Source organism: Bacilli bacterium, from assembly GCA_036381315.1.
In the GTDB taxonomy this organism is placed as follows: domain Bacteria; phylum Bacillota; class Bacilli; order Paenibacillales; family KCTC-25726; genus DASVDB01.
This window is the reverse complement of sequence record DASVDB010000094.1, coordinates 25,157-49,091: the sequence shown is the minus strand read 5'-3', so window position 1 is coordinate 49,091 and position 23,935 is coordinate 25,157. Positions and strand designations below refer to the sequence as shown.

The following is a 23,935-nucleotide window of genomic DNA, read 5'->3' as shown; positions in this document are numbered from 1 at the left end:
CGAAATCGGCAAACCAAAACCATTCCTTGAACCCCGAGGTCGTCAAGCAAACTTCGCAGGCGATCACGGCGTTCATGAAAATCAGTCTGGACGCGATGGATCCCAAATGGTTCCGCCATGAGAATGAAGACTCCGCAAATGATGGACTAAACCGCATTACGGCAGAGATCAAGCCAGCGGATTGGGGCAAGTTTGTCGCTTCCGCAACAGCCGGTTTACTGCAAACGCAGGCAAACGCAACCGCCGATCAGCCGTTTCGCGGCCAATTGCCGCTTAAAGATTGGGCCGAACTGTTAAAAGGCAGCGAGTTGCAACAACCGGCCGTCTTGAAGCTGGCGATTGACGAGGAAGGATTTGTGCGCAAGGAAAACGTGTTTTTGGCATTGAATCTGCCGCCAAAAGACGGCAAAACAAGAAGCATGATGCTGGATTTGGCCTTGCAAACGGACGATATCAACCAAAATCCGGCTTTTACGATGGAAATCCCCACAAACACGAAGCCGTTTGCCGACGTTTTGCGTTTATTGAATCAATAGATCGGTTGTTTGCCACGCCGCCACAATGGGGGAGTTCACATGCGTTTGCTGTTGAAAATGCTGCCGCCAATTTTAGCGTTCACTTTTATCGCATCGGCTTACGCAACAAATTCAACCGCGGACACATCATGGGATGACACAAAAAAATTGTTGCAAAAAGGGCTGACGATTAACGAAATCGACCGGGAAGTCGAGCGGCTGTCCGCGAGCGAAAAAACAGTCATGGAAAAAATCGCGGCCAACAAACGAGAGATCGCCGCTTTGGAAAACGAGACCAAAATCAGACGCGAAGCGGCTGGAAATGTGCTGCGGGCCTATTATATGGGAGAGCGCGACAACTTATGGCTGTTCATTTTTTACGCGCAAAACTTTCACGATTTGCTTCTCATTTACAACTATTTAAACGCCATCCTCGATGGTGACCGGAAAATACTGAACGGTTATGCCGACAGCATGCGGGAAATCGCCGCCGCGAACGAGCGGTTGGATGAAACTTTGCATGAATTGGCGCAGGTCAAAGCGCAATTTTTGGCGCAGCGCAAACACCTCGTCGAATTGCAAAATGAACTGGACAAAGAGCTTGTGCGGCGCAACGACGCCGAACTGTTGCGGCGGCAAATCGAACAATTGAACGAAACATGGGAAAAAGACGGGCTGCCGCAGTTCAACGAATATCTGGCGACGTTCACGCAGGCGATGGATTTGCTTCCCGATTATTTGAACGAGCACGGCGCAAGTTTAAAGTTTGCCGGATCGGACATTACGCTGGAGCTTGCGGAAAGCGAATTGAACGCTTTTCTGCGGGAGAAAGACGAAAAATTCAAGCGCATCACGATCGCCTTTGGCGACGGAACGCTGACGCTCACCGGCACGCTAAACGATCGCGAGATGGTGATAACAGGCCATTATGTCGTACGCGACAAACCGGAAAACTCCATTCTTTTCCTGATCGACAGTTTGACGTTCGCCGGATACGAATTGCCTGAAACGACCATCGCTTCTTTGGAAGAAAAATATGATTTGGCTATCTATATAAAAAAATTGGTCGCTTTTTATCGAGCGACCGAAGTTAAAATTGAGAAAAACAAGTTGCTGGTGAAACTCGTTTTCGACTTTTAATTTTCCGCCGAATTTCCGGCAGGTTGCGGCTTTTGCCGTTCCGCTTGGGCTTGCCAGAGACGGTCAAACTCTTCGGCAAGCTGCGGCCATGGGCTTCCCCCGGCGTAAAATGCCGCCGCCGCTTGCTCCGTCGCGGCCAGCTTGGCCGGCAAATCGGGATTTCCCGCCAGCGCAACGCCTGATGCGATTGCCTGACGCAAGCCCGGCAAGATTCCGCCATACAGCCTGGAATGTTCGCCGAACACATGTTGCAAAGCCGGAAGGATTTGCGCTTCCTGCAATGCCGCCTCTTCATATTGGGCGGACACGGCTTCATAAATCCAGGAAAACGCCGTTTGCGCATCGTCCGTATAGGCGGATACGACATAACTTTTGCCGGTTAAGACCGGGGCTGAATCCCCTTCTTTATCCTTCGCCGCGTTGAACGGTTGCAAGGCGGTCGCGTCGGACAAATGCCGCAAATAATCGCTGGCCTTCCCCACCATCATGGGCATTTCCCCACTGGCAAGGAGTTCCCACGGGTCAAAATCATTTGTTCCGGGATAATAGTTTTTCAAGATTCCGGCCGCTTTGCCGTCGGGAAAATACAAGCTGGCCAGCGGACCGAGTTCGCCCGCGGCTTCCGCAGCCGCTTGCGCCCCGGAATCTTCGGCGGATTGCGCGCGCATATACCAGGCCAATGTCAAAAATGCGTACGGGTCCGCGGGATTCACATAGATGCCGGAAAATGCGCCGTTAGCTTCCGCAAACTTTTGATTGACTTGCAAAAGCTCCGCCGGGGTTTGCGGAGGCTGCCCGATCCGGTTGTCCGAAAACGCTTTCTTGCTCCAGATCAATACGTACAGTTCGGCCTCCTTCGGTATTCCCCAACTGAACCCGTTCCATTTCACCTGCGCAAGCAATTGGTCAAACGGGCGGCTGTCGGTATTGCCCGCGGCAACCGCCTCCGGTTCCGGGGCGAGCAGGCCCAGCGCGGCAAATTCGCTGACCCAGGCGTTGTCCAACAGGAAAATATCGGCTAATCCGGCGGCGGCGCTCTCTTTCATCCGCGCATACACGTTGCGATCCGTTATATTTTCCAGGGTTACGGTTATTTCCGCATGCTGCCGCTCAAACACCTGATTCATTTTTTGCAACGTAAAAAATTCGTCGGGAGACATGGAAACGATCACTTTCAACTTCCGGGGCGCGTCCGTTTGCCTGGATATATCGGGATCAGCCGGCAAATTCGCCCCGTTTCCGGATGCCGGCGCATTTTTCCCGGGGACATTGCGGTCCATCAATTGCGTGAGCAAAACGACCGAACTTAACGCAACGGCAAATAAGATGACGGCGCTTCTTTTCCCAAACACAACACCAACTCCCCAATTAGTACCAAGGCGCGCGTGGACGGGGCGATGAGCTTACAGCAGATCCGTTGCCAGCTGCGCAATCCGCGAACGCTCGCCCTTTTCCAGCGTGATGTGCCCGCTTGCCGCCTGTTCCTTGAAGCGCTCGACCACGCACGTCAATCCGTTGCTGGTCGAATCCAGATACGGATGGTCAATCTGCTCGGGGTCGCCCATCAGGATGATTTTGCTGCCTTCGCCGACGCGCGACACGATCGTCTTCACTTCATGGCGCGACAGGTTTTGCGCTTCGTCGATAATGATGTACTGGCCCGGGATCGACCTTCCCCGGATATACGTCAACGCTTCCACCTGAATGCTGCCCAGCCCCATTAATATTTTCTCGATATCACCGGGTTTCTTCGTATCGAACAAAAACTCCAGATTATCATAAATGGGCTGCATCCAAGGACGCAATTTCTCGTCTTTTTCGCCCGGCAAAAAGCCGATGTCTTTGCCCATCGGCACAACCGGCCGGGCAATCAACAGCTTTTTGTATTTCCGTTCGTCTTCCACTTTCATTAAACCCGCGGCGAGCGCCAACAGCGTTTTTCCCGTGCCGGCGCGGCCGGTAATCGTCACCAGCGGGATGTCATCGTTCAACAGCAATTCCAGCGCCATGCGCTGCTGCGCGTTGCGCGCGGTAATTCCCCAGATCGCTTCATTGCCCAAATGCAGCGGTTCCAACTTCCTGGCGTCGGGGCTCACCTTGAGCAGCGCCGATTTGGTGCTGCCCATTTCATCTTTTAAGAGGACAAATTCATGGGGATAAAATTCCCTGATTGCTTTGATTGCTTTCGTTTCCAGCACGCGATGCGAGTAAAACGCGTCGATCAGCGAAGGGTGAACCTGTATGGCAATGCAGCCGGTATATAATTCCGAGAACGTTGCGATTCTGTCCGATAAATAGTCTTGCGCGGTTACGCCAAGCACATCGGCCTTAACGCGGACAAGCGTATCTTTGCTGACAAGGATTACCGGTTTGGCCCGTTTTTTGGCTTTTTCCTCCAAATGATAGTTCAACGCGACCGATAAAATCCTGTTGTCGTTCGTCATGTCGCCGAAATGTTCCTGGGTCTTGTTGTAGCTTCGATGATTTAATTCAACCTTGATGCTGCCGCCGTTTTCCAGTTCCACCCCATCGTACAGATGCCCTTTGGCGCGCAATCCGTCAAGCAGCCGGGAAACATGGCGCGCATTGCGGCCAATTTCGTCCACATTCCGCTTTTTCGAATCTATTTCTTCCAAAACGACTGAAGGTATGATAATTTCATTATCCTCAAAAGCAAAAATGGAGTTGGGATCGTGCAGCAGAACATTGGTATCAAGCACATATATTTTTTTCATTTCAGCCCTCCGGATCCGTTCGACTGTGAACCGTATGCTAAAAAGGTGGAAAATACATAGCTTTTTTCAGATTGGACAAAATAGAAAATGCTTAAAATGAAATGAAAGGACGACTTTTATGCCGCGTTTAATCTTGCTGTTTGCCGTCATGCTGTTGCTTGGCGGATGCAACTGGTTTGACAACGGTCAGGCATCCCCTCCCCCGCGCAATCAGATTCGCGTCAAAGAATCAACGCAACAAACGCAAACATCGCCCAATCGGACTGCGGTGGCCGACCGGCTGGAAATGCTGGCTGAGAGCATTCCGCAAGTTCGCAACGCAACGTGCGTCGTTTTCGGCAAAACCGCGGTAGTCGGTATCGATGTGCAAGGAAATCTTGACCGTTCCCGCGTGGGAACAATCAAATATTCCGTGGCGCAGGCGTTGCAAAAAGATCCTTACGGAGCAAACGCCCTCGTAACCGCAGACATCGATTTGAATCACCGGCTCGCCGAATTGCGGGACAAACTGCGGAAGGGTGAGCCGATCGCCGGCTTCGCCGACGAAATGTCCGATATCATCGGCCGCATCATGCCGCAATTCCCGCACGACGTCGCTCCTCCCGCCAAACCGCCGGCAAACGTGGACGAGCGAAGCCGGTTAAAAAACCGCAGCCTGTAACTTGCCAGACGGTATACAAAAAAAGCCGAGTTTAACCAAACCAGGCTTTTTTTATGGCTGCGAACACTTGATTGTCAAGCTTCTCGGCCGCACGCTTGTCATATGTTTTTTCGTATTCCGGCTCAACCGACACGCGCGCGCCGTAAAACATAATATCTTTTACCGACTCGACGGCCATTTCAAAGCAAGCAAGCTTGAACGGAACGCCTTCCAGCGCATCGGCGGCAATTTTTGCCTTGCCGGACGCCGCGTACACGGATCCGCCGGCAAAAAAAGTAATCGTAACATGCGGGGCGGCCTGAATGTTGCTTATCAAGCGCGACCGCTGATCGATGGCAAAGCGAATGCGGCGGGAATCCGGCGCATAAACCCAGGAAATTGCGCTGCTTACCGGGACAGAAGTCTCGGCATCGATCGTGCCAAGCAAAACGAATGGTTCTTTTTGCAATTGATGCAGTTGGAGATCCGACAATTCGGCGACTATTTCAGCCATTGGCATACCTCCCGTTCAACACAGGCCGAATCTTTTTTTACCTTAGAATCAGTATATCATAGCCGGCCGCATCTTCAAATAGCGCCCGTTTCCGCAGCCACGGCGCCGGGCTAGTCCGCTGTCGCCGGCGGTTCGGTTTCTTCCGGCGCGATGTTCCCGTCCTCGCCGCGCAATTCTTCCTGCAGCGCGCTTTTCGCCATATTAAGCGTTTCCGGATTCAATTCGGTATACGGGCTCACCCATTTTCCGTCAAGCGGGATATAACGAATGTGGTCGTTTTTAATGCCGATATAGGTTTTAAGAAAATTTTGCACTTGTTTTTTCGGCATATCCGTTTTGATATTGCTGCCGATCGCTGTAAAAATTTCGCCAAGTTTGAGCACGCCGCCGATTGATTTCAGCTTGCCGACAATGGCCGCCAGCACTTGCTGCTGCCTGCGGTTGCGGTCAAAATCGCTGGAAGGGCCGGTGCCCATGTTTGATTTCCGGTACCTGACAAAATCGAGCGCCTGTTCGCCGTTTAAATGCTGAAAGCCTTTCCGCAAATTGATATCCGTTCCGTCGGCATGATCGACATAACGCATATCCATATCGACATCGACATCAATGCCGCCGAAAGCGTCGATTACGTCCTCAAACGTTTTAAAATCGACAATGGCAACATAGTCAATCGTAACGCCAAGAAAATCGCCGATCCATGTTTTCATTTGCTCCGGCGCATGTTCTTTGTCCGCGCGGACGGCGACGGAATAAAACGCGTTGATTTTGCGCGCCCGGTAGCCTTCCGGCTGAAAATACGTATCGCGCGGTATGGATACGATGGTGGCCGATTTTGTTTGCGGATTGAAAGTTGCCGTCATGATTACGTCGGTGTTCAGCGTGCCCGTTTGCGCCCTTGTGTCCAGCCCGAGCAGCAATATGGTGATCGGTTTGTGCGCAGCCGCCTCCGGTTTCGGGACTTCCGCCGGGGTGCCGGGAAGTTTCGCGTTTTCCAGGGCATTGTCGAACTTGAGGTACAAATAGCCGGCATAACCGGCGCCGGCTAAACAGATCATGAAGAGGAAACCAAAAACCGTTTTCAATAAACGCCGGTTGCCGCGTTTTGCCAACCGGCGGGGAGGCATGGGCGGCAAACTCTCGTTGTACATGATTACACCCGATTTCACTGATTGTTGTACTTGGGATTGGAATTGATGTCGGCCAACAGTTTTTCCGCCAATTCCCGCCGGAATTTCATCGTTTTCTTTTCGCCGTTCTCGACATATTCAACATGAAAATATGAATCAAAAACGCCGGTGACGGCCACTTGCGTCAAATGATGATCGGTAGCAAGCATATCCGCAAAGAAATCCAGCGTATCTTTGGCGGAACGATCATCGGGGCGACCATCCGCCACAATTTTCATTTGCAGCCAGTTAAACAGCGTGTCTTTCAAATTCATGAACGATCCCCCCGCTGAACTTTTATCTGTTCCTGTTTCGATTTTGTCCTGTTTGCCCTGTTTGTGAAAAAATTCCGCACACGCAGCAACAGCATTGCCGCGATAATCGAAAGCAAGCTGTACACAACAGGCAGCTTCGTCGAGAAAATGAGCAGCATAAAAGAGCCCAGCGCGAGCAGCGCATAGACGATGAACTCTTTCAATAGCGGCAGCTTGCGCACGCGAAACACTTTGTTATAAATATATACCAGACAAACAAAGATCAGAATGTAAGTGACCCAAGGATGATACAAAAGCCAAGCGTTCAGGCTTTTCTCCTGATCCATGTTGAACACCTCGCCTTCGGGGGATTACCGGGCTTGCGATTCAGCCATTTTGCGGTGCTTTTCCATGCGCTCCCGCTCGCCTTTAGGCAAAATCTTTTTGCGGAGGCGAACCGATTTCGGCGTAATTTCGCAAAGTTCATCATCGTTCAAGTATTCCAGGGCTTGCTCCAAACTGAACACTTTGGCGGTTTTCATTTTCACCGTCTCGTCTTTGGTGGCGGAACGCACGTTGGTCAAATGCTTTTCCTTGCAAATATTCACGACAATATCGTTATCGCGCGTATGTTCGCCGACGATCATGCCTTCGTAAACATCCACCCCGGGTTGCACAAACAAAATGCCGCGATCTTCCACCGATAAAATGCCATACAGCGTCGACACGCCCGTTTCGCTGGCAATCAGCACCCCTTGCCTGCGTCCGCCCAACTCGCCTAAAACCGCCGGCGCATAATGGTCGAACGCGTGGTTCATCACGCCGTACCCGCGCGTCAACGTGAGAAATTGCGTGCGATACCCGATCAAGCCGCGGGAGGGAATCACAAACTCAATGCGCACATTGCCGTTACCGTATTGGATCATATTGACCATTTCCGCTTTCCGCTGCCCGAGCGATTCCATCACGCCGCCCACCGCATCTTCGGGAATGTCGACAATCAGCCGCTCCATCGGCTCCATCGGCACGCCGTCGATTTCCTTGATAATGACTTCCGGTTTGGAAACCTGCAGTTCGTACCCTTCGCGGCGCATCGTCTCGATTAAAATCCCCAGGTGCAGCTCGCCTCTGCCGGAAACGATAAACGCGTCGGCGTTATCCGTATCCTCGACGCGCAAACTGACATCGCTTTCGAGTTCTTTGTAGAGACGTTCCTTCAACTTGCGCGATGTGACCCATTTGCCTTCTTTCCCGGCAAAAGGACTGTCATTGACGAGGAAGGTCATGCGTATGGTCGGTTCGTCGATGTGCAGCATCGGCATAGCCTCCGGATGCGCCGGATCGCAAACCGTGTCGCCGATCTGAATATCTTTAATGCCTGCGATGGCGACGATGTCGCCCGCGCCCGCTTCCGCGATTTCCAGTCGCTTCAATCCGCGAAAACCGAACAATTTTTCAATGCGCGCCTGTTTACGGCTTCCATCGCCGGACAACACGGCAATGGCTTGCCCGCTTTTCACTATCCCGCGGTTGACGCGTCCAATCCCGATTCTGCCCATGTATTCGTTGTAATCCATCAACGTAATCTGCATCTGCAGCGGTTCATCCCTCGTATCGGGGGGCGCCGGAATATGTTTGATTATCGCCGCAAACAACGGGCGCATGTCATCCGCCAGCGCATCGGGAGAAGTGCCCGCCACGCCTTTCAGCGCGGAAGCGTATACGACCGGGAAGTCAAGCTGCTCGTCGTTTGCTTCGAGTTCGATAAACAATTCCAAAACTTCGTCGACAACTTCTTCCGGACGCGCATTCGGCCGGTCAATCTTATTCAGCACCACGATCGGCGTCAAACCTTGCGCAAGCGCTTTGCGCAGCACAAATTTCGTTTGCGGCATGACTCCTTCGAAAGCATCGACAACAAGGAGAACGCCGTCGACCATTTTCATGATCCGCTCCACTTCGCCGCCAAAATCGGCATGTCCCGGCGTGTCGACAATATTGATCCATATATCCTGATATTCTATGCCGGTGTTTTTCGCCAAAATGGTAATTCCCCGCTCGCGCTCCAGATCGTGTGAATCGAGCACCCGCTCGGCCACGTCTTCGTTATCCCGAAAAATGCCGGATTGCCGCAGCAATTTGTCAACCAATGTTGTTTTTCCATGATCGACATGGGCGATGATGGCAATATTGCGAATTTTATTTCTTGGATTCATCAGGCAAATTCCTCTCGGTGAATAGAAATGAAAAAGCGCCGGACACCGTTCATGACACCGACGCCTGGCATTCTATTATTATACCCTTTCAAACCGCGATATACAAGCAAATCCTAGCATCCCTTTTACCAGGTAACGCGGGATTTTTGCAGCAGCAACAATGCGCCGACTACAATCAGTGCGATGGCGAGCAAATAAACCCCCGCGGAAAACAGGATGCTAAAACTGAAAAAAATGACGGATAAAGCAGTCAGAATAAGCGCCGCGAACATAACGCCCGGAGGCTTGCGCGCGGAAAAAAAGTGCCATTCATACAGGCCCGCGGCCGCTCCCAGGATAAACCCGGGCCAAAGCGCGCCCATCAAGTGCCAGCCAAACCAGGCGCAAACAAAAAACAGCAAAGCGTACACAATCAGCATCCCGCCGGGCACAAGCACTCCCGCGGGCGCCGTCCCGGCAAAAAAGAAATAGTGGAACGCCAACCCCAAGAGCAGAATAAAAGCCGGCCAGAACCAGGCAAACAGCATTCCAATGACGCCAAGTTTGCCCAACAAGATCAATAGACCAACACCCAGCAAAACAAGCCCGCCCGTATACGGATTTCTGGCCATTTGGCCCCCTCCAATTTCCGTCAGTTTTTGACATGCCGATACGTTTATTTTAAACGAATTGTTAAAAAATTACTACCGGCATGATTGAGTGTTGGTTCGGCTTATCCCGCCGATGGAAAAATGCCGGGTTAATGGGGCCCCTTTTTCGCGGCGAATTGTTTGACCAATCCGGCGATAATCACAATCAGCGCTCCGGCTAGCGGGACAAGCCAATGATAGGAGGGATGCGCGTTGTGCAAGAGCTGCGCGATCTTCGCGTCCTCGGTCAGCATTTCGCCGGCGGTGTATCCCAAAATGGCCGCTCCGAGATAAACGAGAACCGGAAATTTATGCAGCAATTTCATGATCAGCGTGCTTCCCCATATAATAAGCGGAATGCTGAGCCCGATACCCAACACGATAAGCAGAAAATCGTTTTTCGCGATGGCGGCGATCGCCAGCACGTTGTCCAAACTCATGACGAAGTCGGCCAAAATGATCGTCCAAACAGCGCTAAACAACGTAGCGGCCGACTTTACATTGGAATGGCCGTTTTCTTCAAGCAGCAATTTCAACGCGATATACATTAACAATAGCGAACCGGCGGCTTGTATGTAAGGAACTTTCAATAACGCCACAGCTACAACCGTCAGGACGACCCGCAGCCCCACCGCGCCAAAGGCGCCCCACCATATTGCTTTTTTCCGCTGATCGAGCGGCAAATTTTTGCTTGCCATGGCAATCACTACGGCATTGTCACCGCTTAGAACGATATTAATCAGCATGATTTCCAAAAACAACAATAACTGTTCGAGCATCGTCGCAACCTCCCAATAATCTAAAACAATTGCTCATTTTTCCGAAAATCCGTTTCATTGCCGCCGATCGTCAACGTCTCCGTGCGCTCAACCGCCAAATTTAGCATGTCCGGCAGCCACAGAAGCCTTCGTTCGATCGTTTCCGTAATACGCAAATTCGGCTTCGTGCTGGGCGATTTGGGAACAAATAATGTGCAGCAATCTTCATATGGTAAAATGGAGGTCGCATACGTGTCGATTTTTTCGGCAATTTTGATAATTTCGCTTTTGTCCATGGCAATGAGCGGGCGCAGCACCGGCAAACGCACCTCCCGGCCAATGACGTGCAAGCTGGCGAGCGTTTGGCTGGCTACCTGCCCCAGGCTTTCGCCCGTAACGATTCCGCCGGCGTCATGTTTTAGCGCCAGCTTTTCCGTGATGGCAAACATCGCCCGGCGCATCAAGGTGATCAACAAATGCTTCATCTTATGCTCGTTCAGCTTTACCTGAATATCCGTAAACGGCACCATATGCAGCTTGATGCTGCCTCCATAAATCGCCAGTTTGCGCGTCAAGTCAATGACTTTCTGCTGCGCGCGTTCGCTCGTGTACGGAAAACTGTGAAAATGCACCGCCTCAAGCAAAAGCCCTTTTCGCATCGCCAGCCATCCCGCAACCGGGCTGTCGATCCCGCCCGATAACATGAGCATCGCTTTGCCGTTGCTGCCGCGCGGGTAGCCGCCAAGTCCAGGGATCGTTTCGCAGTAGACAAACGCTCCTTCCTGCCTCACTTCGGCATGCAGTTCCACCTCGGGCTGATGGACATCAACTTTTAATCCCGGCGTATGTTTCAGCAAATAACCGCCGATCAGATGATTCAGTTCCATCGACGAGTACGGGAATGTCTTGTCGGCGCGCCTTGCGGATACTTTAAATGTGCGGGGCGGCTGCGGCAGCCGGCGCATTTCCGAAAGCGCCGCTTCCCGGATCGCCTGCAGATCGAGCGGCGCCTTGCGCACCGGGCTAAAGCTTACGAGGCCAAAAACAGTCTTGAGTTTTTCCGCCACATCTTCATACGGTTCGCCGTTCAACTCCAGATAGCATCTGCCGAATGCTTTCGTAAATTTAATACGGGGATAAGGCGCCAATGTTTCAGAAATATGACTCATGACCCGGTTTTCAAACACATTGCGGTTTTTCCCTTTTAGCGTCAATTCACCGAATCTGAGCAAAATCATGCCGATACCGCTCAACGCGTTTTCACCACTTTCTTGAATTCATCAACCGTCGCGGCAATCGCTTCGGCAATGCCGGCAATGTCGTCAGCCGTATGCATCGGCGACATGCTGACGCGAATGCCGCTTTTCGCCGCCGCTTCGCTCATGCCCATCGCCATGAGCACGCGGCTTGGTTTTTCTTCGCCCGATGAGCAGGCCGATTGCGACGACACGCAATAGCCTTTCTCCTCCAAAGCGTGTACGACCACTTCCGCCCGCATCCCGGGAAAGGTAAAATGCACAATATGCGGCGCCATTTCCGGCATCTCATGCGATCCGGTAACGGCAATCGCGGAAATGCGGCGCAACCGATCGATTAGCTGCGCCCGATAGCGATATAAGAGTTCCATGTTGTTCGCTTGCTGTTCCATGGTCATGCGCAAAGCTTTGGCCATGCCGACGATTAACGGGACATTTTCCGTCCCCGACCGCAGGCCTTTTTCCTGGCCGCCACCGACAATGAGCGGGGCAATCTCCAGGCCCTCGCGCTTGAGCAAAAAGCCTATCCCTTTGGGCCCGCGAAATTTATGCGCGGACGAACTAAGCAAATCGATTCCCCAATCTTTAAAGTAAACGGGAATTTTGCCGACGCTTTGTACGGCGTCCACGTGGAAGCATATTTTCGGAAACTTTTTTAACATGTTCCCGATTTCGCGGATCGGCTGTATTCTGCCCATCTCATTGTTCACATGCATGATGCTGACCAGAATGGTGTCGTCGGAGAGCGCGCGTTCCACATCTTCCGTGCGCACGGAGCCGGTTTTATCGACCGGCAAATAGGTCACGCGAAAACCTTCGCTGGCAAGTTCGGCAAACGGCTGCAATACGGAAGGATGTTCGATCGCGCTCGTGATCACGTGCCTGCCGCGGGATTTAAACCGCCTGGCGACGCCTTTGATCGCCAGGTTGTTGCTTTCCGTCCCTCCGGATGTAAAAATCACTTCCCCCGGTTTAACCCGCATATGTCGGGCGATCACTTCCCTGGCTTGCTCAAGCAAATTTTCCGCCGCGCCGCCAATTTTGTGCAGCGAAGACGGATTGCCGTAAAATTCGCGCATTACCTGGGCAACCGTTGCCGCCACTTCATCATAAGGGGGGGTCGTGGCGCTATGATCAAAATATTGCATGTACCGTTTCCTCCATCAGCCGAAATGTCCTCAACCATTGTACACCCAATCGCTTGCGCCCGCTAGTTTTTGGGAAAAAGGCGCGGCTATTTATAACTTTTATTGATGAATATGCAAAAAAGGGTTAATAAATCAGACGTTTTGCCGTCACCGTGATAGTTTGTTACCCATATGCTGAGGTATGCGAACCTATGGAGAGTGGAACAGGTGATTTTGGTTTTGGCTACATTTGCCGCGGCATTTTTTTTCGCAGTCAATATCGGAGCCAGCGGGACGGCGGCGGCCATGAGCGCGGCCTATGGAGCGGGCGCGGTGCAAAGCCGCAGGGCTGCTGTTTGGCTTGTGGCCGTATGCGCGTTTCTGGGCGCGAATTTCGGCGGCGCCGAAGTTGTCCGAACGTTGGGGAAAGGAATCATTCCGCACGAACTGTCCGGCAGCGAAATCACGTTGATCATCCTTATTTCCGCCTGCATGACATTGTTTTACGCCAACCGGCTGGGTTTGCCGCTGTCGACAAGCGAGGTGACCGTCGGCAGCATTGTCGGCGTCGGCGTCGCATTTCAACAAATCCATTGGCCGACGCTGTTTGCGATCATTGCGGCTTGGCTTATGCTGCCCGTATGCGCGCTGCTTATCGCCTTTGCAATCCGCAAGCTGTGCGCCAAAATCGGCCGGAAAGAAACTGTCCGCTTGGGGATGAGCGCGAAATGGTTGTCCTGTTTATTAATCGCCGCGGGCTGTTATGAAGCGTTTTCCGCCGGCATGAACAATGTCGGCAATGCCGTCGGGCCGCTGATTGGGGCCGGTCTGATTGACATACGCACAGGCGTTTTCTTTGGGGCCGTCTTTTTGGCGTTAGGGGCGATTACGCTGGGGGGAAAAGTGTTGGAAACGGGCGGCAAAAAAATCGCCAGTCTGACTTTGGCGCAGGGCAGCATAGCTTCGTTTACGAGCGGCTCGCTGGTCATTGCCGCTTCCTTGTTCGGCATTCCCGTGCCGTTGACGCAGGCGACAACGATGGCGATTATCGGCGCCGGCAGCGACGCGCTTTGCTTGCGCGTTTTCAAACAGCCCGTGGTCAGGAAAATCCTGAAAATATGGAGTCTGTCGCCGTTTATTTCAATGCTGGTTTCACTCATACTGGTTGAGGCTTTCATTATGCATTCCGCGCTGTTTTTATGGATATTTGCCAGCGTTTTTGTAACGACCGCATGTTTGCTTTACGTAAAGCTGAAAACGGTCTGAGTTTCGCAACCCGTAAGGAGCGAGCCGGTGCGTATAACGGCAAAAATGCGGATATAGCGCCCCATGCGGAGTGAATCGACGCCTTTGCTGCAGCGTTGGAAAACCCGGCAAGCCTCGCGGCTTTCCGGGTTTTGCGCGTGTTTACGAGTAAAACGGCGTGATGACAACATAAGCGATAAAAGCGATCAGCCCGATGGCGATGGACCAAACTCCCAGCGCCCTGCTCCCCCGCATATACGCGAAAAAGCCCACCACCGCTCCGGCGGGCCCCAATACGGCAGGCCAGACAAATAATGCGGCAACCGCCAATATCAAGGCGACCCAGCCAAGGGTAGCGCTCCCGATACGATTGTTTCGCTCGTTGCCGTTCATACGCTTCGGTTCAGCCGCCGGCGGCCGGGTAATCGGTTCCGGAGCGGCTTCCGCGGCGAACTCGGTATCGGCGAAGCCCCGCCTCCATTCGGTTGCCTCGGGATCCCAATCGAAGTCATCGTTGTTTTTAAGCGCTGCATCCGGATCCGTCGCGGCAGAAGTTCCCGCATACGTTCGGGCTTCGGTCAAGTCGGCATCCGCGCCGAAAGCGTTGATTTTTTCCGCAAACGCGTTTTCCTCGCGCGACTGCGCGTCATCTTGATTTTGACCGTTTTTCCGCGTTGCGTCATCGTTTCCAGCCATGTGTGCAACCTCCCTGCATTTTCCGGGCAAATGATTCACAAATGATTCATTTTAACTTACTTGGCGGTTCGCTTCTTAAACGTATGGCAGCAAGTGTGCGAAACGCTTTCCGCCACATCCTGGTGCTCCGGTTCCCCTGCAAATTCTTCCTTATAATTCGCATTTGCATGCTGATCAATGTCAATCATGATTGCATCCGCCCGACAGTTGTTTCCCGGCGACCAATACTCGCAGTTGGCAACGCTGCACGCGACTTTAGGCATGTTTATCACCCCCAAGTCAAGTTTCCCCGAGGGAATTTCAACATATACCCGGCGGCTTTTTCCGATAACAGAAGGCAATCCTGTTTCCTGAATACGATGCGCGTGCTAAACGGCATAATAGCGCATATCAAGGCAAAAAGGTGGGACATTGGCGTCATGCAAACAAAAATATGGATATTGGCGGCAGCGGCTTTGGCCGTAGCCCTCATTCTCATACCGCGGCAAAATGGCAACCCGCGGCCGCACATTGCGCAAACGGCGGAACACTCGCGCAAAATGTCGCTGCTTGAACAAGATGTGGCGCATACGGACCGTTTGTGCCGCATCCAATGCGCGCGCAATTTCCGGCAAGCTTTAAGCGAAATGGGCGAAAATTCCGGAACAGAAACGATTGCCCGCAAATTGGAGAATATGCTGCGCATGCATCGCCACATGCAAATGCTCATTTACAGCAAACGCGACGAGCCCTTTTCGCAAGGCGTGAAAGCGGTCCAGAACGAAGGGCGGATCGAATGGAACAAAGCCGCAAAACAAATTTCCCGGGCAAAGGAAATCGTAAACCGGGGTAAAATGTACCAATCCAAACCGCTGCGCCTAAACGGCGCAACCTATTTTGTGCTGGGCGTGCCGTCCCGCAACGCGGACGCTTCACTCATCGGCCTGATCAAGCAAGATATTATCGACGAAGTAAGGCGGCATCAGCGCAAAAATTTACGGCTTATCGCTTTGCCCGGCGGGCATGCGGAAAAGCTTGAGACGGTAGACTCCGACACGCTGCGCGGCGTAAAAGTAAAATCGGGCGACGACAACGGCCGGACAAGCCATTTTCATCAATACCAGGTCGTGGTGAAATTCCGGAGCGCGCCTACTCCGCGGCAATTGGCCCGGATTCACCAGGATTTGCAGGCGACGCATGTAAAAAGGCTGGGGTATGCGTATGTATTCGAGTCCCGCAAAAAAACCGCCCGGGAAATGTTGGAATATTTCCGGCAATGGGACGTCGAATATGCCGAGCCGCATTTTTTTTATATGACAAACGATCAAAACGACGGGGTTTTCGTTCCGAATGACGTTTTGTATTCCGAATTCCAATGGAATTTGCCGTTGGTGGATACCGAACAAGGGTGGAGAGTAAACCGCGGCAGCAAAGACGTTATCGTCGGCATTGTCGATACCGGCGTCGACCCGCGACACCCCGATTTGCGCGGACATTTGCTGCCGGGCGTCAACGTAGTCGATGAGCAAAAATCGCCGCTGGACGACGTCGGGCACGGCACGCATGTTGCCGGCATCATCTCGGCGGTGGTAAACAACGGGGAAGGCGTCGCCGGCATGACCTGGCGCAACCCGATTTTGCCCGTTAAAGTGTTGGATCAATCCGGCTCCGGCAGCACGTATTCCGTTGCGCAAGGGATTATTTGGGCGGCGGACCACGGAGCCAAAGTGATCAATATGAGTCTGGGGAATTACGCCAGCTCGCGGTTTTTGCACGATGCGATTCGCTACGCCTTCGCCAAGGATGTGGTGCTGATTGCCGCAAGCGGCAACGACAATACGGAAAAACCGGGCTATCCCGCGGCTTATCCGGAAGTGCTGGCGGTATCGGCAATTGATTTTGCGCAACAGCGGGCGCCTTTCTCCAACTACGGCGATTATATCGACGTGGTCGCGCCCGGCGTCAGCATTGCCAGCACGTTCCCGCAAAACCGCTATGCCGCGCTTTCCGGAACTTCCATGGCCAGCCCGCATGTTGCCGCGTTGGCGGCGCTCATCCGCTCAACCAATCCGAAGCTATCAAATGTGGAGGTGATGGATATCATCCGCAAAACCGCGCAAGATCTTGGCGCGCCGGGAAAAGACAAATATTACGGATACGGACAAATCGACGTGGCGAGGGCGTTAAAGCGGGCGCAGGGAAACGACCGTCCTTTGGTCCATTTTTGGACGAGGCTTTTTGAGCGGTTGTTGGATTAACATGCTTGGGGTTATTTGGGAAAAGTTTGTCTGTAAGCCGGGTTCTGTACTTCCGGTGGTATCGCGGGGGTCTCCCTCCCACCATTGAAGCGACAATCATCTGTCTAGGCCGTCCATTGCTGAACGGCTCGAGCGACCAACCCGAACGCGCCTCGGGCAAAGGCTGCGCCGCAATAGCGGCGCCGCGTTCCTCTTTGGTCTTGCTTCGAGTGGGGTTTACCAGGGAATAAGTCGCCATATTCCCTCGTGGTCTCTTACACCACGGTTCCACCCTTGCCTGTGCGCATCAGCGCCATCGGCGGTCCGTTTCTGTGGCACTATCCTTCAGCTCGCGCTGACTGGACGTTATCCAGCACCCTGCCCTGCGAAGCCCGGACTTTCCTCCCGCACACGCCTTGCGGCGCATGCCGGCGATTGTCCGACAAACTTTTCGCGTCAAAAGCCAGTATAGCAGATCGCGCGCGATCATCCAAGTTCTTTTTTTTGGTTACAAAAACTGAAACGGCTCGGTATTGACCGCGGATACGGCGATTTCCGTCGCGAATTGCTTTTCCGCCAATTTTTCCCGTAACACGCCGGCAACTTTGTCTTTCATGATTTTCTCGGCATGATGTCCGCAATCGATAATGGCAAGTCCGGCAGCCAGCGCATCATGCGCCGTATGGTAATCGATATCGCCGGTGATCAGCACATCGGCGCCCGCCAGCAACGCGTGTTTTACATAGCGCCCGCCCGATCCGCCCAATACGGCAACCTTCCTGATGGAACGGGACAAATCCCCGACTACGCGCACCGCGGATACGGCAAATGACCGTTTTACCGTTTCGGCAAGTTCCCTAAGCTTAACCGCGCCTGGCAACCGCCCGACCCGGCCAAGACCGTACGCTTTGCCGGGCAAATCAAGCGGATACAGATCATAGGCCGGTTCTTCGTACGGATGCGCCGCCAGCATGGCGGCTACGACTTTCTTTTGCAGGCTCTCCGGCACGATCGTTTCAATTCTGACTTCCCGCACTTTTTCGATATTTCCGATCGATCCGACGTAAGGTTTCGCGCCGGCTTGCGGCTTGAACGTGCCCGTACCCGGCAAATGGAAGCTGCAGTGGCTGTACTGACCGATAAAGCCCGCTCCGGCCGCGAAAATCGCATCCATTACCCGCTCATGATGCTCCTCGGGCACAAACACCACCAGCTTGCGCAGCTTGTCCGTATGGATTTCTTCCAGGCAACTGACTTCGGAAAGTCCAAGCGCTTCCGCCAGCAAATCATTGATGCCGCCTTCGGCCACATCCAGGTTTGTATGCGCGATATAAACGGCAATATCCGCTTTGAGCAATTTTTCATATAGCCTGCCTGCGGGCAAATCGGTGCGAAGGTTTACGAGCGGGCGAAAAATGATGGCATGATGCGCGATAATAAGGTCCGCCTTGAGGGCGATCGCTTCTTCCGCGACCTCGTCCGTCACATCCAGCGTAACCAGCACTTTTTTGATTTCTTTCTGCAGGGTGCCAAGCTGCAAGCCGATCCTGTCATCGGGTACGGCATAATATTTGGGGGCGAATTGTTCAAACAGTTGGATTACGGTTTCACCGTTTGCAAACATTGCAGCACCTCCCTGATTTTTCGCGTTTGCTCTTTCATCAGCGCCAATTTCCGCTGCGCATGCGGGTTAATGGAGCGCTTAAGTCCGGCCATTACTTTTTCCCGTTTTATCAGCTCGCCTTCCCATTTGGCGAAAAAAGCCGGCGGCGGGGCGGCCAACAGATGCGGCCCCATCTCCAGCACCAAATCTTCCGCCTGTCCGCCGCCAATTCGCGCGCCGGTTTGCGCAAGCAGCGCGCTGTTCAACCGCCGCGCCTGCGGATGGCAATCGGCGACAATCACTTCATAAATTTTGCCGCCATCCAGCAAAATCGTTTCTTCCGCCAAAAGCCAGCCTTGGGCAATCAACCATTCCCGCACCAGTTTTTCGCCCGCATTGGGCTGCAGCAAAAGCCGGCGAACGTAAGCCAACTTTTCTTTCCCGTCGGCCAAAATCCGAACGATCGTGCCGCCTCCCATTCCGGCTATCACAACCACGTCCGCTTCCCCCGTATGCAGCACGGAAAGCCCGTCGCCGCGGCGGACGGAAATTCGCGCTTGCAAACGATGCTGCCGCACCTGTTCGCATGCCGCCAAATAGGGGCCCTCGTTTATTTCCCCGGCAATGGCTGTGCGGACGATTCCTTGTTCCGCCAAATAACACGGCAGAAGCGCATGGTCGGAACCGATGTCGGCAAGCGCCGCTCCAGCCGGGACGCGGCTCGCGATTGCGGCCAGACGTTCCGATAATTTAATCATGCCGTGAAATCCACCCCGTCCATTTTTTGCGCGATATAAACAACAAGAAAAAGACAACCGCCAGTTTAACGGCGGCCATGATTTGTACGGCAGCCGAGCTTCCCAGCACGGCAAAACCGTATATTTCCGGCATCGCCAGATAGATGAGCGCACTCAGCGAAAACACGCCCCCAACGGATTTATTTTTCCCGGCCGCAGCATGCCCGACCCAGCCGAACAAAAGAACGAAAGGCAGCCAGAAAAGTTCAGCTTCCCAAACGCTCGCCGGCGAAAAAACGGCGTAGACCACACATGCGTAATACACATTAAGCGCCATCCACCCGCTCACATGCCAGAGCACGCTTCCGCACGCAATCCCCAGCGCGACCCAAAGCAGGCCGCAGGCCGCTATATAGAGGGCAGCATCCCACGGCGGATTGCGGTCAAGTTCGCGGACGATATATTCGCCGGCCAAAAGCGTGACAAACGAAGAAAGCCCGATCAGCACATTGGCGGGGACAGGATGGCGCCGCAATAACATGGACCCGCGAATCGAAAGCCCGATAACCGGAATTCCCGCCAGTACGATTTGCAATACGATTGGAAAAGCGTTAAAATTAATAAAGGAAAATGAAATTATGGCAATTATTCCTGCGGCAATCAACCATGTTTTGCCTTTGCTTTCCCGGACGATTGCGGCAAAACCGCGGTTTTTCGGGCCCGCTGAAGAATGCTCGGCGTACAAATTGTGCAAAAAGTCGCAATATTGTTCAGGCAATAGCCTGTTTTTGCGCCAATATTCGATTTCTCGGACAATGACTTTTCTTCGTTCCGGTTCCATAAGCTTCCTCCCGATCTCATCGTAACATATACAGGGGGAAAAAAGGGCCCAGCTGCAAACTAGCAGAAGGCCCGGATGTAGCGCATTTACGGTTTTCGCCCGCGCTTATTCAAGAAAATCTTTCAGCCGTTTGCTGCGGCTTGGATGGCGCAGCTTGCGCAAAGCTTTCGCCTCGATTTGGCGAATCCGCTCGCGCGTAACGCCAAAAACTTTGCCGACTTCTTCCAGCGTTCTTGTCCGCCCGTCATCCAAACCGAACCGCAGCCGCAGCACGTTTTCTTCACGTTCGGTCAGCGTGTCCAGCACGTCTTCCAACTGCTCTTTCAGCAATTCGTAGGCGGCCGCATCGGCGGGGGCGAGCGCTTCCTGGTCTTCGATAAAATCGCCGAGATGCGAATCGTCTTCTTCGCCGATCGGGGTTTCCAGCGAGACGGGCTCTTGGGCGATTTTCATAATTTCCCGCACTTTTTCCGTGCTTAACTCCATTTCCGCGGCAATTTCCTCGGGAGTGGGTTCGCGCCCCAATTCCTGCAGCAGTTGGCGCGATACGCGGATCAACTTGTTGATCGTTTCCACCATATGCACCGGAATCCGAATCGTCCTTGCCTGGTCGGCGATGGCCCGCGTGATTGCCTGCCGAATCCACCAGGTTGCGTACGTGCTGAATTTGAATCCCTTCCGGTAATCAAACTTTTCCACCGCTTTGATCAAACCCATGTTGCCTTCCTGGATAAGGTCCAAAAACAGCATCCCGCGCCCGACATAGCGTTTGGCGATGCTTACGACAAGGCGAAGGTTCGCTTCCGCGAGGCGGCGCTTTGCTTCCTCGTCTCCCTGTTCAATCAGGTTGGCCAATTTCACTTCTTCATCGGCTGACAATAACGGGACGCGCCCGATTTCTTTCAGATACATGCGAACCGGGTCATTGATTTTAACGCCGGGAGGAAGAGCCAAATCATCGTCGAAATTCAAGTCTTCCGCTTCTCTATGTTCGTTGGCGTGCAAGGGCAAATCTTCGTCGTTTTCATTGACGACATCGATTTCCAAATCCGCAAGCTGGTCGAAAAATTCCTCGATTTGCTCCGCGTCTTGTTCGAAAGGGCTAAGCTTATCCATAATTTCTTTATACGTCAGCGAAGAACGTTTTTTGCCCTGTTCAATCAATTGCTCTTTCATTTGTTCCAGCGTCATTTCGTGTTCTGTTTCTGCATGCTGGTCATTCGCCATGGTTATCTTCCTCCTCCCTGGACGCCCATCCGATTCGTTTCTGGTTTCAATTTCGGGAATTTCCATATTATGAATCAAGCTCCCTTTTTAATAATACGATTTCGTTAAAGATACGGGCTGCCTCTATGGAATTCCCGGTGCGGCTCGCTGTCAGCGCCATTTCCTCTTTGGCCTTCAGTTGCTGTAAAACCGGAACTTTCCTGATTTCCTTTATATATTCGTCAATGGGACGGACGTCTACAGCCTCCAACGCGGCGATCGCGGCGGCAACCTGCGCCAATTGTTCATCCGCAAGCATGGTGATGAACTTGCTTATGTCGGGTTCCGGGTTTTCCCCGTAAAATGCATATAAATAAGCAGCCAGTGCTGCATATTCTTCAACGTTGAATTGACCGCCGAGGTGTTCCTGGACATACAGACAAACATCACGGTCAGTCATCATCGCATAAAGCAGGTTTCTTTCCGCAACATGATACGCAGGGAGCAGCGGCGGGGCGCTTTTCCCGCTTTTCCCGTCATTCATAACATTATTCCACGGTTTTTCCTCTTTATCCCTTATTGCCGCATTCTTTTGCAATTCCTGCCTGATTTGATGCAACTGTTCCGTAAGCGAAGCAACGGAGAATTGGAACTCGGCCGATAATTCCTTTACATAAAACTCCCGTTCCGTCGGAGACTTCAGTTCCGCGATTGCCCGCAGAGCCGAGTCAATGTACTTTAATTTCCCCGTGTCTTCTTGTAGTATATGGTTCCGCCGCAAATAAATTAATTTGAATTTAATTGCCGGTACCGCACTTTCGATAATTGCGCTTTTAAATCGTTCACCGCCATTCACAGTAATGTATTCATCCGGATCCATTTTGCCGGGGATGACGGCAATCAATGTTTCCAGGCCGGCCGCTTGCAGAAGCGGAATGCTTTTATACGCGGCGGCCTGACCGGCGTCATCGCCGTCATAACAGACGATAACGGTTTGCACATAACGCTTTAACAATTTGACATGATACTCGGTTAACGCGGTTCCCATCGTGGCGACGCCGTTTTCCACCCCGGCCGCCCATGCTTTCATTACATCGGCATACCCTTCAAATAGTACGGAAGTTTGCGATTTGCGCATTGCGTTTTTTGCTTTGTCGAGATTGAATAGAGTTCGGCTTTTGTTAAATAGCGGGGTTTCCGGAGAATTCAAATATTTCGGTTGCACCTCGGGGTTGAGCACCCTTCCGGCGAAAGCGATCGTTTGCCCTTGGGCATTCCGGATCGGAAACATGATGCGGTCGCGAAACCGGTCGGCGTATCCGCCGCCTTCAATAGGCGTTAACAGGCCGCCTTTTTCCATCAACCGCAAATCTTTTTCCTTGCTTTGCAGCATGCTGTACAGCTTGTCCCGCATAGGCGGGGAGTAGCCAAGTTGAAATTCGTCGATCATTTTGTCGGTGAAGCCACGATCCCGCAAATAATGAAGAGCCGCTCTGGCAATCTTCGCATTTTTCAGGAGATAGTGATACCAGTGGGCGGATAGCTCGTGGCCTTCGATAATGGCGCGCTGTTCCCGCTGCTCTTTCGTCTCCGTTGCGGCAAGCGGCGCCCAATCAGTCGCAATTCCCGCTTCGGCGGCCAAATGGCGAACCGCTTCCGCAAATGACAAGCCTTCTACTTCCATGATAAATGTAACGACGCTGCCGGTTTTCCCGCAACCGAAACAGTGAAAAATCTGTTTATCGGGGGAAACCGTAAAAGACGGGGTTTTCTCTGAATGAAACGGGCATAATCCTTTAAAATACTTGCCCGCCTTCGTAAGTTGCAGATATTTCCGTACCGTTTCTACGATATCGTGACGCTTTAAAACAGCCGCAATCAAATCGTCCGGTAGTCTGCCGTCACGCATAACTTTCACATCCCGATTAACTCGTAAATTACTATTCGCTATCCCGGTTCAATTTCCTGCAAAGCGGTCAAAAGTTTTGTCAAAGCATGTAGAAAAAAATGCCGGTCTTCGTCCGTAAAAGGCTTCGGGCCTTTCCCGTAGCGGCCTTTCCGCCGCAGCTTGGCGTTACGATGCCGTTGTTCCAACAAAAATGCCATCGTTTCATCTTTATAGTTTTGCCCTCTGTTTGACAGAACGTAGGCGCCCTTGCCAAGACCGATGGCGGCCAGCCCAAAGTCCTGGGTGATTAGAACGTCACCGCCTTGCAAATGGTTGGCAATATAAAGGTCCGCGGATTGATCCGAACGGTCAACCTGGACAACTTGTACACCATCTTCGGGAATGAGCCGATGATCAAACGAAGCGACCATCAGCACTTCAATCCCGTGCTTTTTCCCGGCGGCCCTGATTTCATCCTTGACCGGGCAGGCATCCGCATCCACTACGATCTTTGGCAAGATTTGAACAACTCCACCCTTTTGAATAACATCTA

The 23,935-nt window shown here is 52.7% G+C and carries 24 protein-coding genes and 1 other RNA gene; 5 read left to right on the top strand and 20 right to left on the bottom strand.

Annotation, left to right across the window (positions count from 1 at the left end):
* On the top strand, positions 1–536 hold a 536-nt coding region (locus VF260_07225; GenBank protein HEX7056974.1), incomplete at its 5' end, for a hypothetical protein.
* Positions 537–575: 39 nt separating this feature from the next.
* A complete protein-coding gene (locus VF260_07220) occupies positions 576–1,655 on the top strand; it encodes a hypothetical protein (GenBank protein HEX7056973.1) in 1,080 nt (359 codons plus the stop codon).
* On the opposite strand, the gene VF260_07215 is transcribed toward VF260_07220, so the two are convergent.
* Both VF260_07215 and VF260_07210 read right to left on the bottom strand, forming a co-directional pair.
* Positions 1,652–3,007: a hypothetical protein gene (locus tag VF260_07215; protein HEX7056972.1), complete on the bottom strand. Its 1,356-nt coding sequence runs from the start codon at positions 3,005–3,007 to the stop codon at positions 1,652–1,654. The genes VF260_07220 and VF260_07215 overlap by 4 nt on opposite strands.
* Positions 3,008–3,058: 51 nt before the next feature.
* Positions 3,059–4,390, bottom strand: a complete 1,332-nt coding sequence (locus VF260_07210; protein HEX7056971.1) for a PhoH family protein — start codon at positions 4,388–4,390, stop codon at positions 3,059–3,061.
* 118 nt (positions 4,391–4,508) lie between these two features.
* Here VF260_07210 and VF260_07205 point away from each other — a divergent pair, with 118 nt between their 5' ends.
* Positions 4,509–5,051: a YhcN/YlaJ family sporulation lipoprotein gene (locus tag VF260_07205; GenBank protein ID HEX7056970.1), complete on the top strand. Its 543-nt coding sequence runs from the start codon at positions 4,509–4,511 to the stop codon at positions 5,049–5,051.
* A gap of 31 nt (positions 5,052–5,082) precedes the next feature.
* On the opposite strand, the gene VF260_07200 is transcribed toward VF260_07205, so the two are convergent.
* From VF260_07200 to VF260_07160, 9 genes are all read right to left on the bottom strand, one after another.
* Positions 5,083–5,544 carry a pyridoxamine 5'-phosphate oxidase family protein gene (locus VF260_07200; protein ID HEX7056969.1) on the bottom strand — a complete coding sequence of 154 codons (462 nt, stop codon included), beginning with the start codon at positions 5,542–5,544 and terminating at the stop codon, positions 5,083–5,085.
* Positions 5,545–5,654: 110 nt separating this feature from the next.
* Positions 5,655–6,599, bottom strand: coding sequence for an LCP family protein (locus VF260_07195; GenBank protein HEX7056968.1), 945 nt, complete (start codon positions 6,597–6,599; stop codon positions 5,655–5,657).
* 107 nt (positions 6,600–6,706) lie between these two features.
* Entirely contained in the window at positions 6,707–6,985 is a 279-nt protein-coding gene (locus tag VF260_07190) for a hypothetical protein (protein HEX7056967.1), read from the bottom strand.
* Entirely contained in the window at positions 6,982–7,311 is a 330-nt protein-coding gene (locus VF260_07185; GenBank protein ID HEX7056966.1) for a YlaH-like family protein, read from the bottom strand. Before VF260_07185 ends, VF260_07190 begins: the two co-directional genes overlap by 4 nt.
* A gap of 24 nt (positions 7,312–7,335) precedes the next feature.
* On the bottom strand, positions 7,336–9,180 hold the full coding sequence (gene typA, locus VF260_07180; GenBank protein ID HEX7056965.1) for a translational GTPase TypA: 1,845 nt from the start codon (positions 9,178–9,180) through the stop codon (positions 7,336–7,338).
* A 125-nt stretch (positions 9,181–9,305) separates the two neighbouring features.
* The gene (locus VF260_07175; protein ID HEX7056964.1) at positions 9,306–9,791 is read right to left on the bottom strand and encodes a hypothetical protein; all 486 of its coding nucleotides are present in this window, start codon (positions 9,789–9,791) and stop codon (positions 9,306–9,308) included.
* 128 nt (positions 9,792–9,919) lie between these two features.
* On the bottom strand, positions 9,920–10,588 hold the full coding sequence (locus VF260_07170; GenBank protein HEX7056963.1) for a TerC family protein: 669 nt from the start codon (positions 10,586–10,588) through the stop codon (positions 9,920–9,922).
* Between the two features lie 20 nt (positions 10,589–10,608).
* Positions 10,609–11,820, bottom strand: a complete 1,212-nt coding sequence (gene thiI, locus VF260_07165; protein ID HEX7056962.1) for a tRNA uracil 4-sulfurtransferase ThiI — start codon at positions 11,818–11,820, stop codon at positions 10,609–10,611.
* On the bottom strand, positions 11,817–12,971 hold the full coding sequence (locus VF260_07160; protein ID HEX7056961.1) for a cysteine desulfurase family protein: 1,155 nt from the start codon (positions 12,969–12,971) through the stop codon (positions 11,817–11,819). Before VF260_07160 ends, thiI begins: the two co-directional genes overlap by 4 nt.
* Before the next feature lie 207 nt (positions 12,972–13,178).
* Between VF260_07160 and VF260_07155 the strand changes: the two genes are divergently transcribed.
* Positions 13,179–14,216 (top strand): anion permease, encoded by a 1,038-nt coding sequence (locus VF260_07155; GenBank protein HEX7056960.1) that lies wholly within the window; start codon positions 13,179–13,181, stop codon positions 14,214–14,216.
* A 141-nt stretch (positions 14,217–14,357) separates the two neighbouring features.
* Here the strand turns inward: VF260_07155 and VF260_07150 are convergent, their stop codons facing one another.
* Positions 14,358–14,891: a hypothetical protein gene (locus tag VF260_07150; GenBank protein HEX7056959.1), complete on the bottom strand. Its 534-nt coding sequence runs from the start codon at positions 14,889–14,891 to the stop codon at positions 14,358–14,360.
* Between the two features lie 56 nt (positions 14,892–14,947).
* Positions 14,948–15,154 (bottom strand): DUF1540 domain-containing protein, encoded by a 207-nt coding sequence (locus VF260_07145; GenBank protein ID HEX7056958.1) that lies wholly within the window; start codon positions 15,152–15,154, stop codon positions 14,948–14,950.
* Between the two features lie 156 nt (positions 15,155–15,310).
* On the opposite strand from VF260_07145, the gene VF260_07140 reads away from it, so the two are divergent.
* Positions 15,311–17,128, top strand: coding sequence for a S8 family serine peptidase (locus VF260_07140; GenBank protein ID HEX7056957.1), 1,818 nt, complete (start codon positions 15,311–15,313; stop codon positions 17,126–17,128).
* Positions 17,129–17,145: 17 nt separating this feature from the next.
* Here VF260_07140 and rnpB read toward each other — a convergent pair.
* The 7 genes from rnpB to VF260_07105 all read right to left on the bottom strand — a co-directional run bounded on the left by rnpB (position 17,146) and on the right by VF260_07105 (position 23,903).
* Positions 17,146–17,558, bottom strand: an RNA gene (gene rnpB / locus VF260_07135) — RNase P RNA component class A.
* A 57-nt stretch (positions 17,559–17,615) separates the two neighbouring features.
* On the bottom strand, positions 17,616–18,731 hold the full coding sequence (locus VF260_07130) for a Nif3-like dinuclear metal center hexameric protein (GenBank protein HEX7056956.1): 1,116 nt from the start codon (positions 18,729–18,731) through the stop codon (positions 17,616–17,618).
* A complete protein-coding gene (locus tag VF260_07125; GenBank protein HEX7056955.1) occupies positions 18,707–19,468 on the bottom strand; it encodes a class I SAM-dependent methyltransferase in 762 nt (253 codons plus the stop codon). Before VF260_07125 ends, VF260_07130 begins: the two co-directional genes overlap by 25 nt.
* Positions 19,461–20,288 (bottom strand): hypothetical protein, encoded by an 828-nt coding sequence (locus tag VF260_07120; protein ID HEX7056954.1) that lies wholly within the window; start codon positions 20,286–20,288, stop codon positions 19,461–19,463. The genes VF260_07125 and VF260_07120 overlap by 8 nt, the downstream gene beginning before the upstream one ends.
* A 105-nt stretch (positions 20,289–20,393) precedes the next feature.
* Positions 20,394–21,515, bottom strand: a complete 1,122-nt coding sequence (gene rpoD / locus VF260_07115) for an RNA polymerase sigma factor RpoD (GenBank protein HEX7056953.1) — start codon at positions 21,513–21,515, stop codon at positions 20,394–20,396.
* A gap of 67 nt (positions 21,516–21,582) precedes the next feature.
* Positions 21,583–23,403, bottom strand: coding sequence for a DNA primase (dnaG, locus tag VF260_07110; protein HEX7056952.1), 1,821 nt, complete (start codon positions 23,401–23,403; stop codon positions 21,583–21,585).
* 38 nt (positions 23,404–23,441) lie between these two features.
* Positions 23,442–23,903: a YaiI/YqxD family protein gene (locus VF260_07105; protein HEX7056951.1), complete on the bottom strand. Its 462-nt coding sequence runs from the start codon at positions 23,901–23,903 to the stop codon at positions 23,442–23,444.
* Between the last annotated feature and the right edge of the window lie 32 nt (positions 23,904–23,935).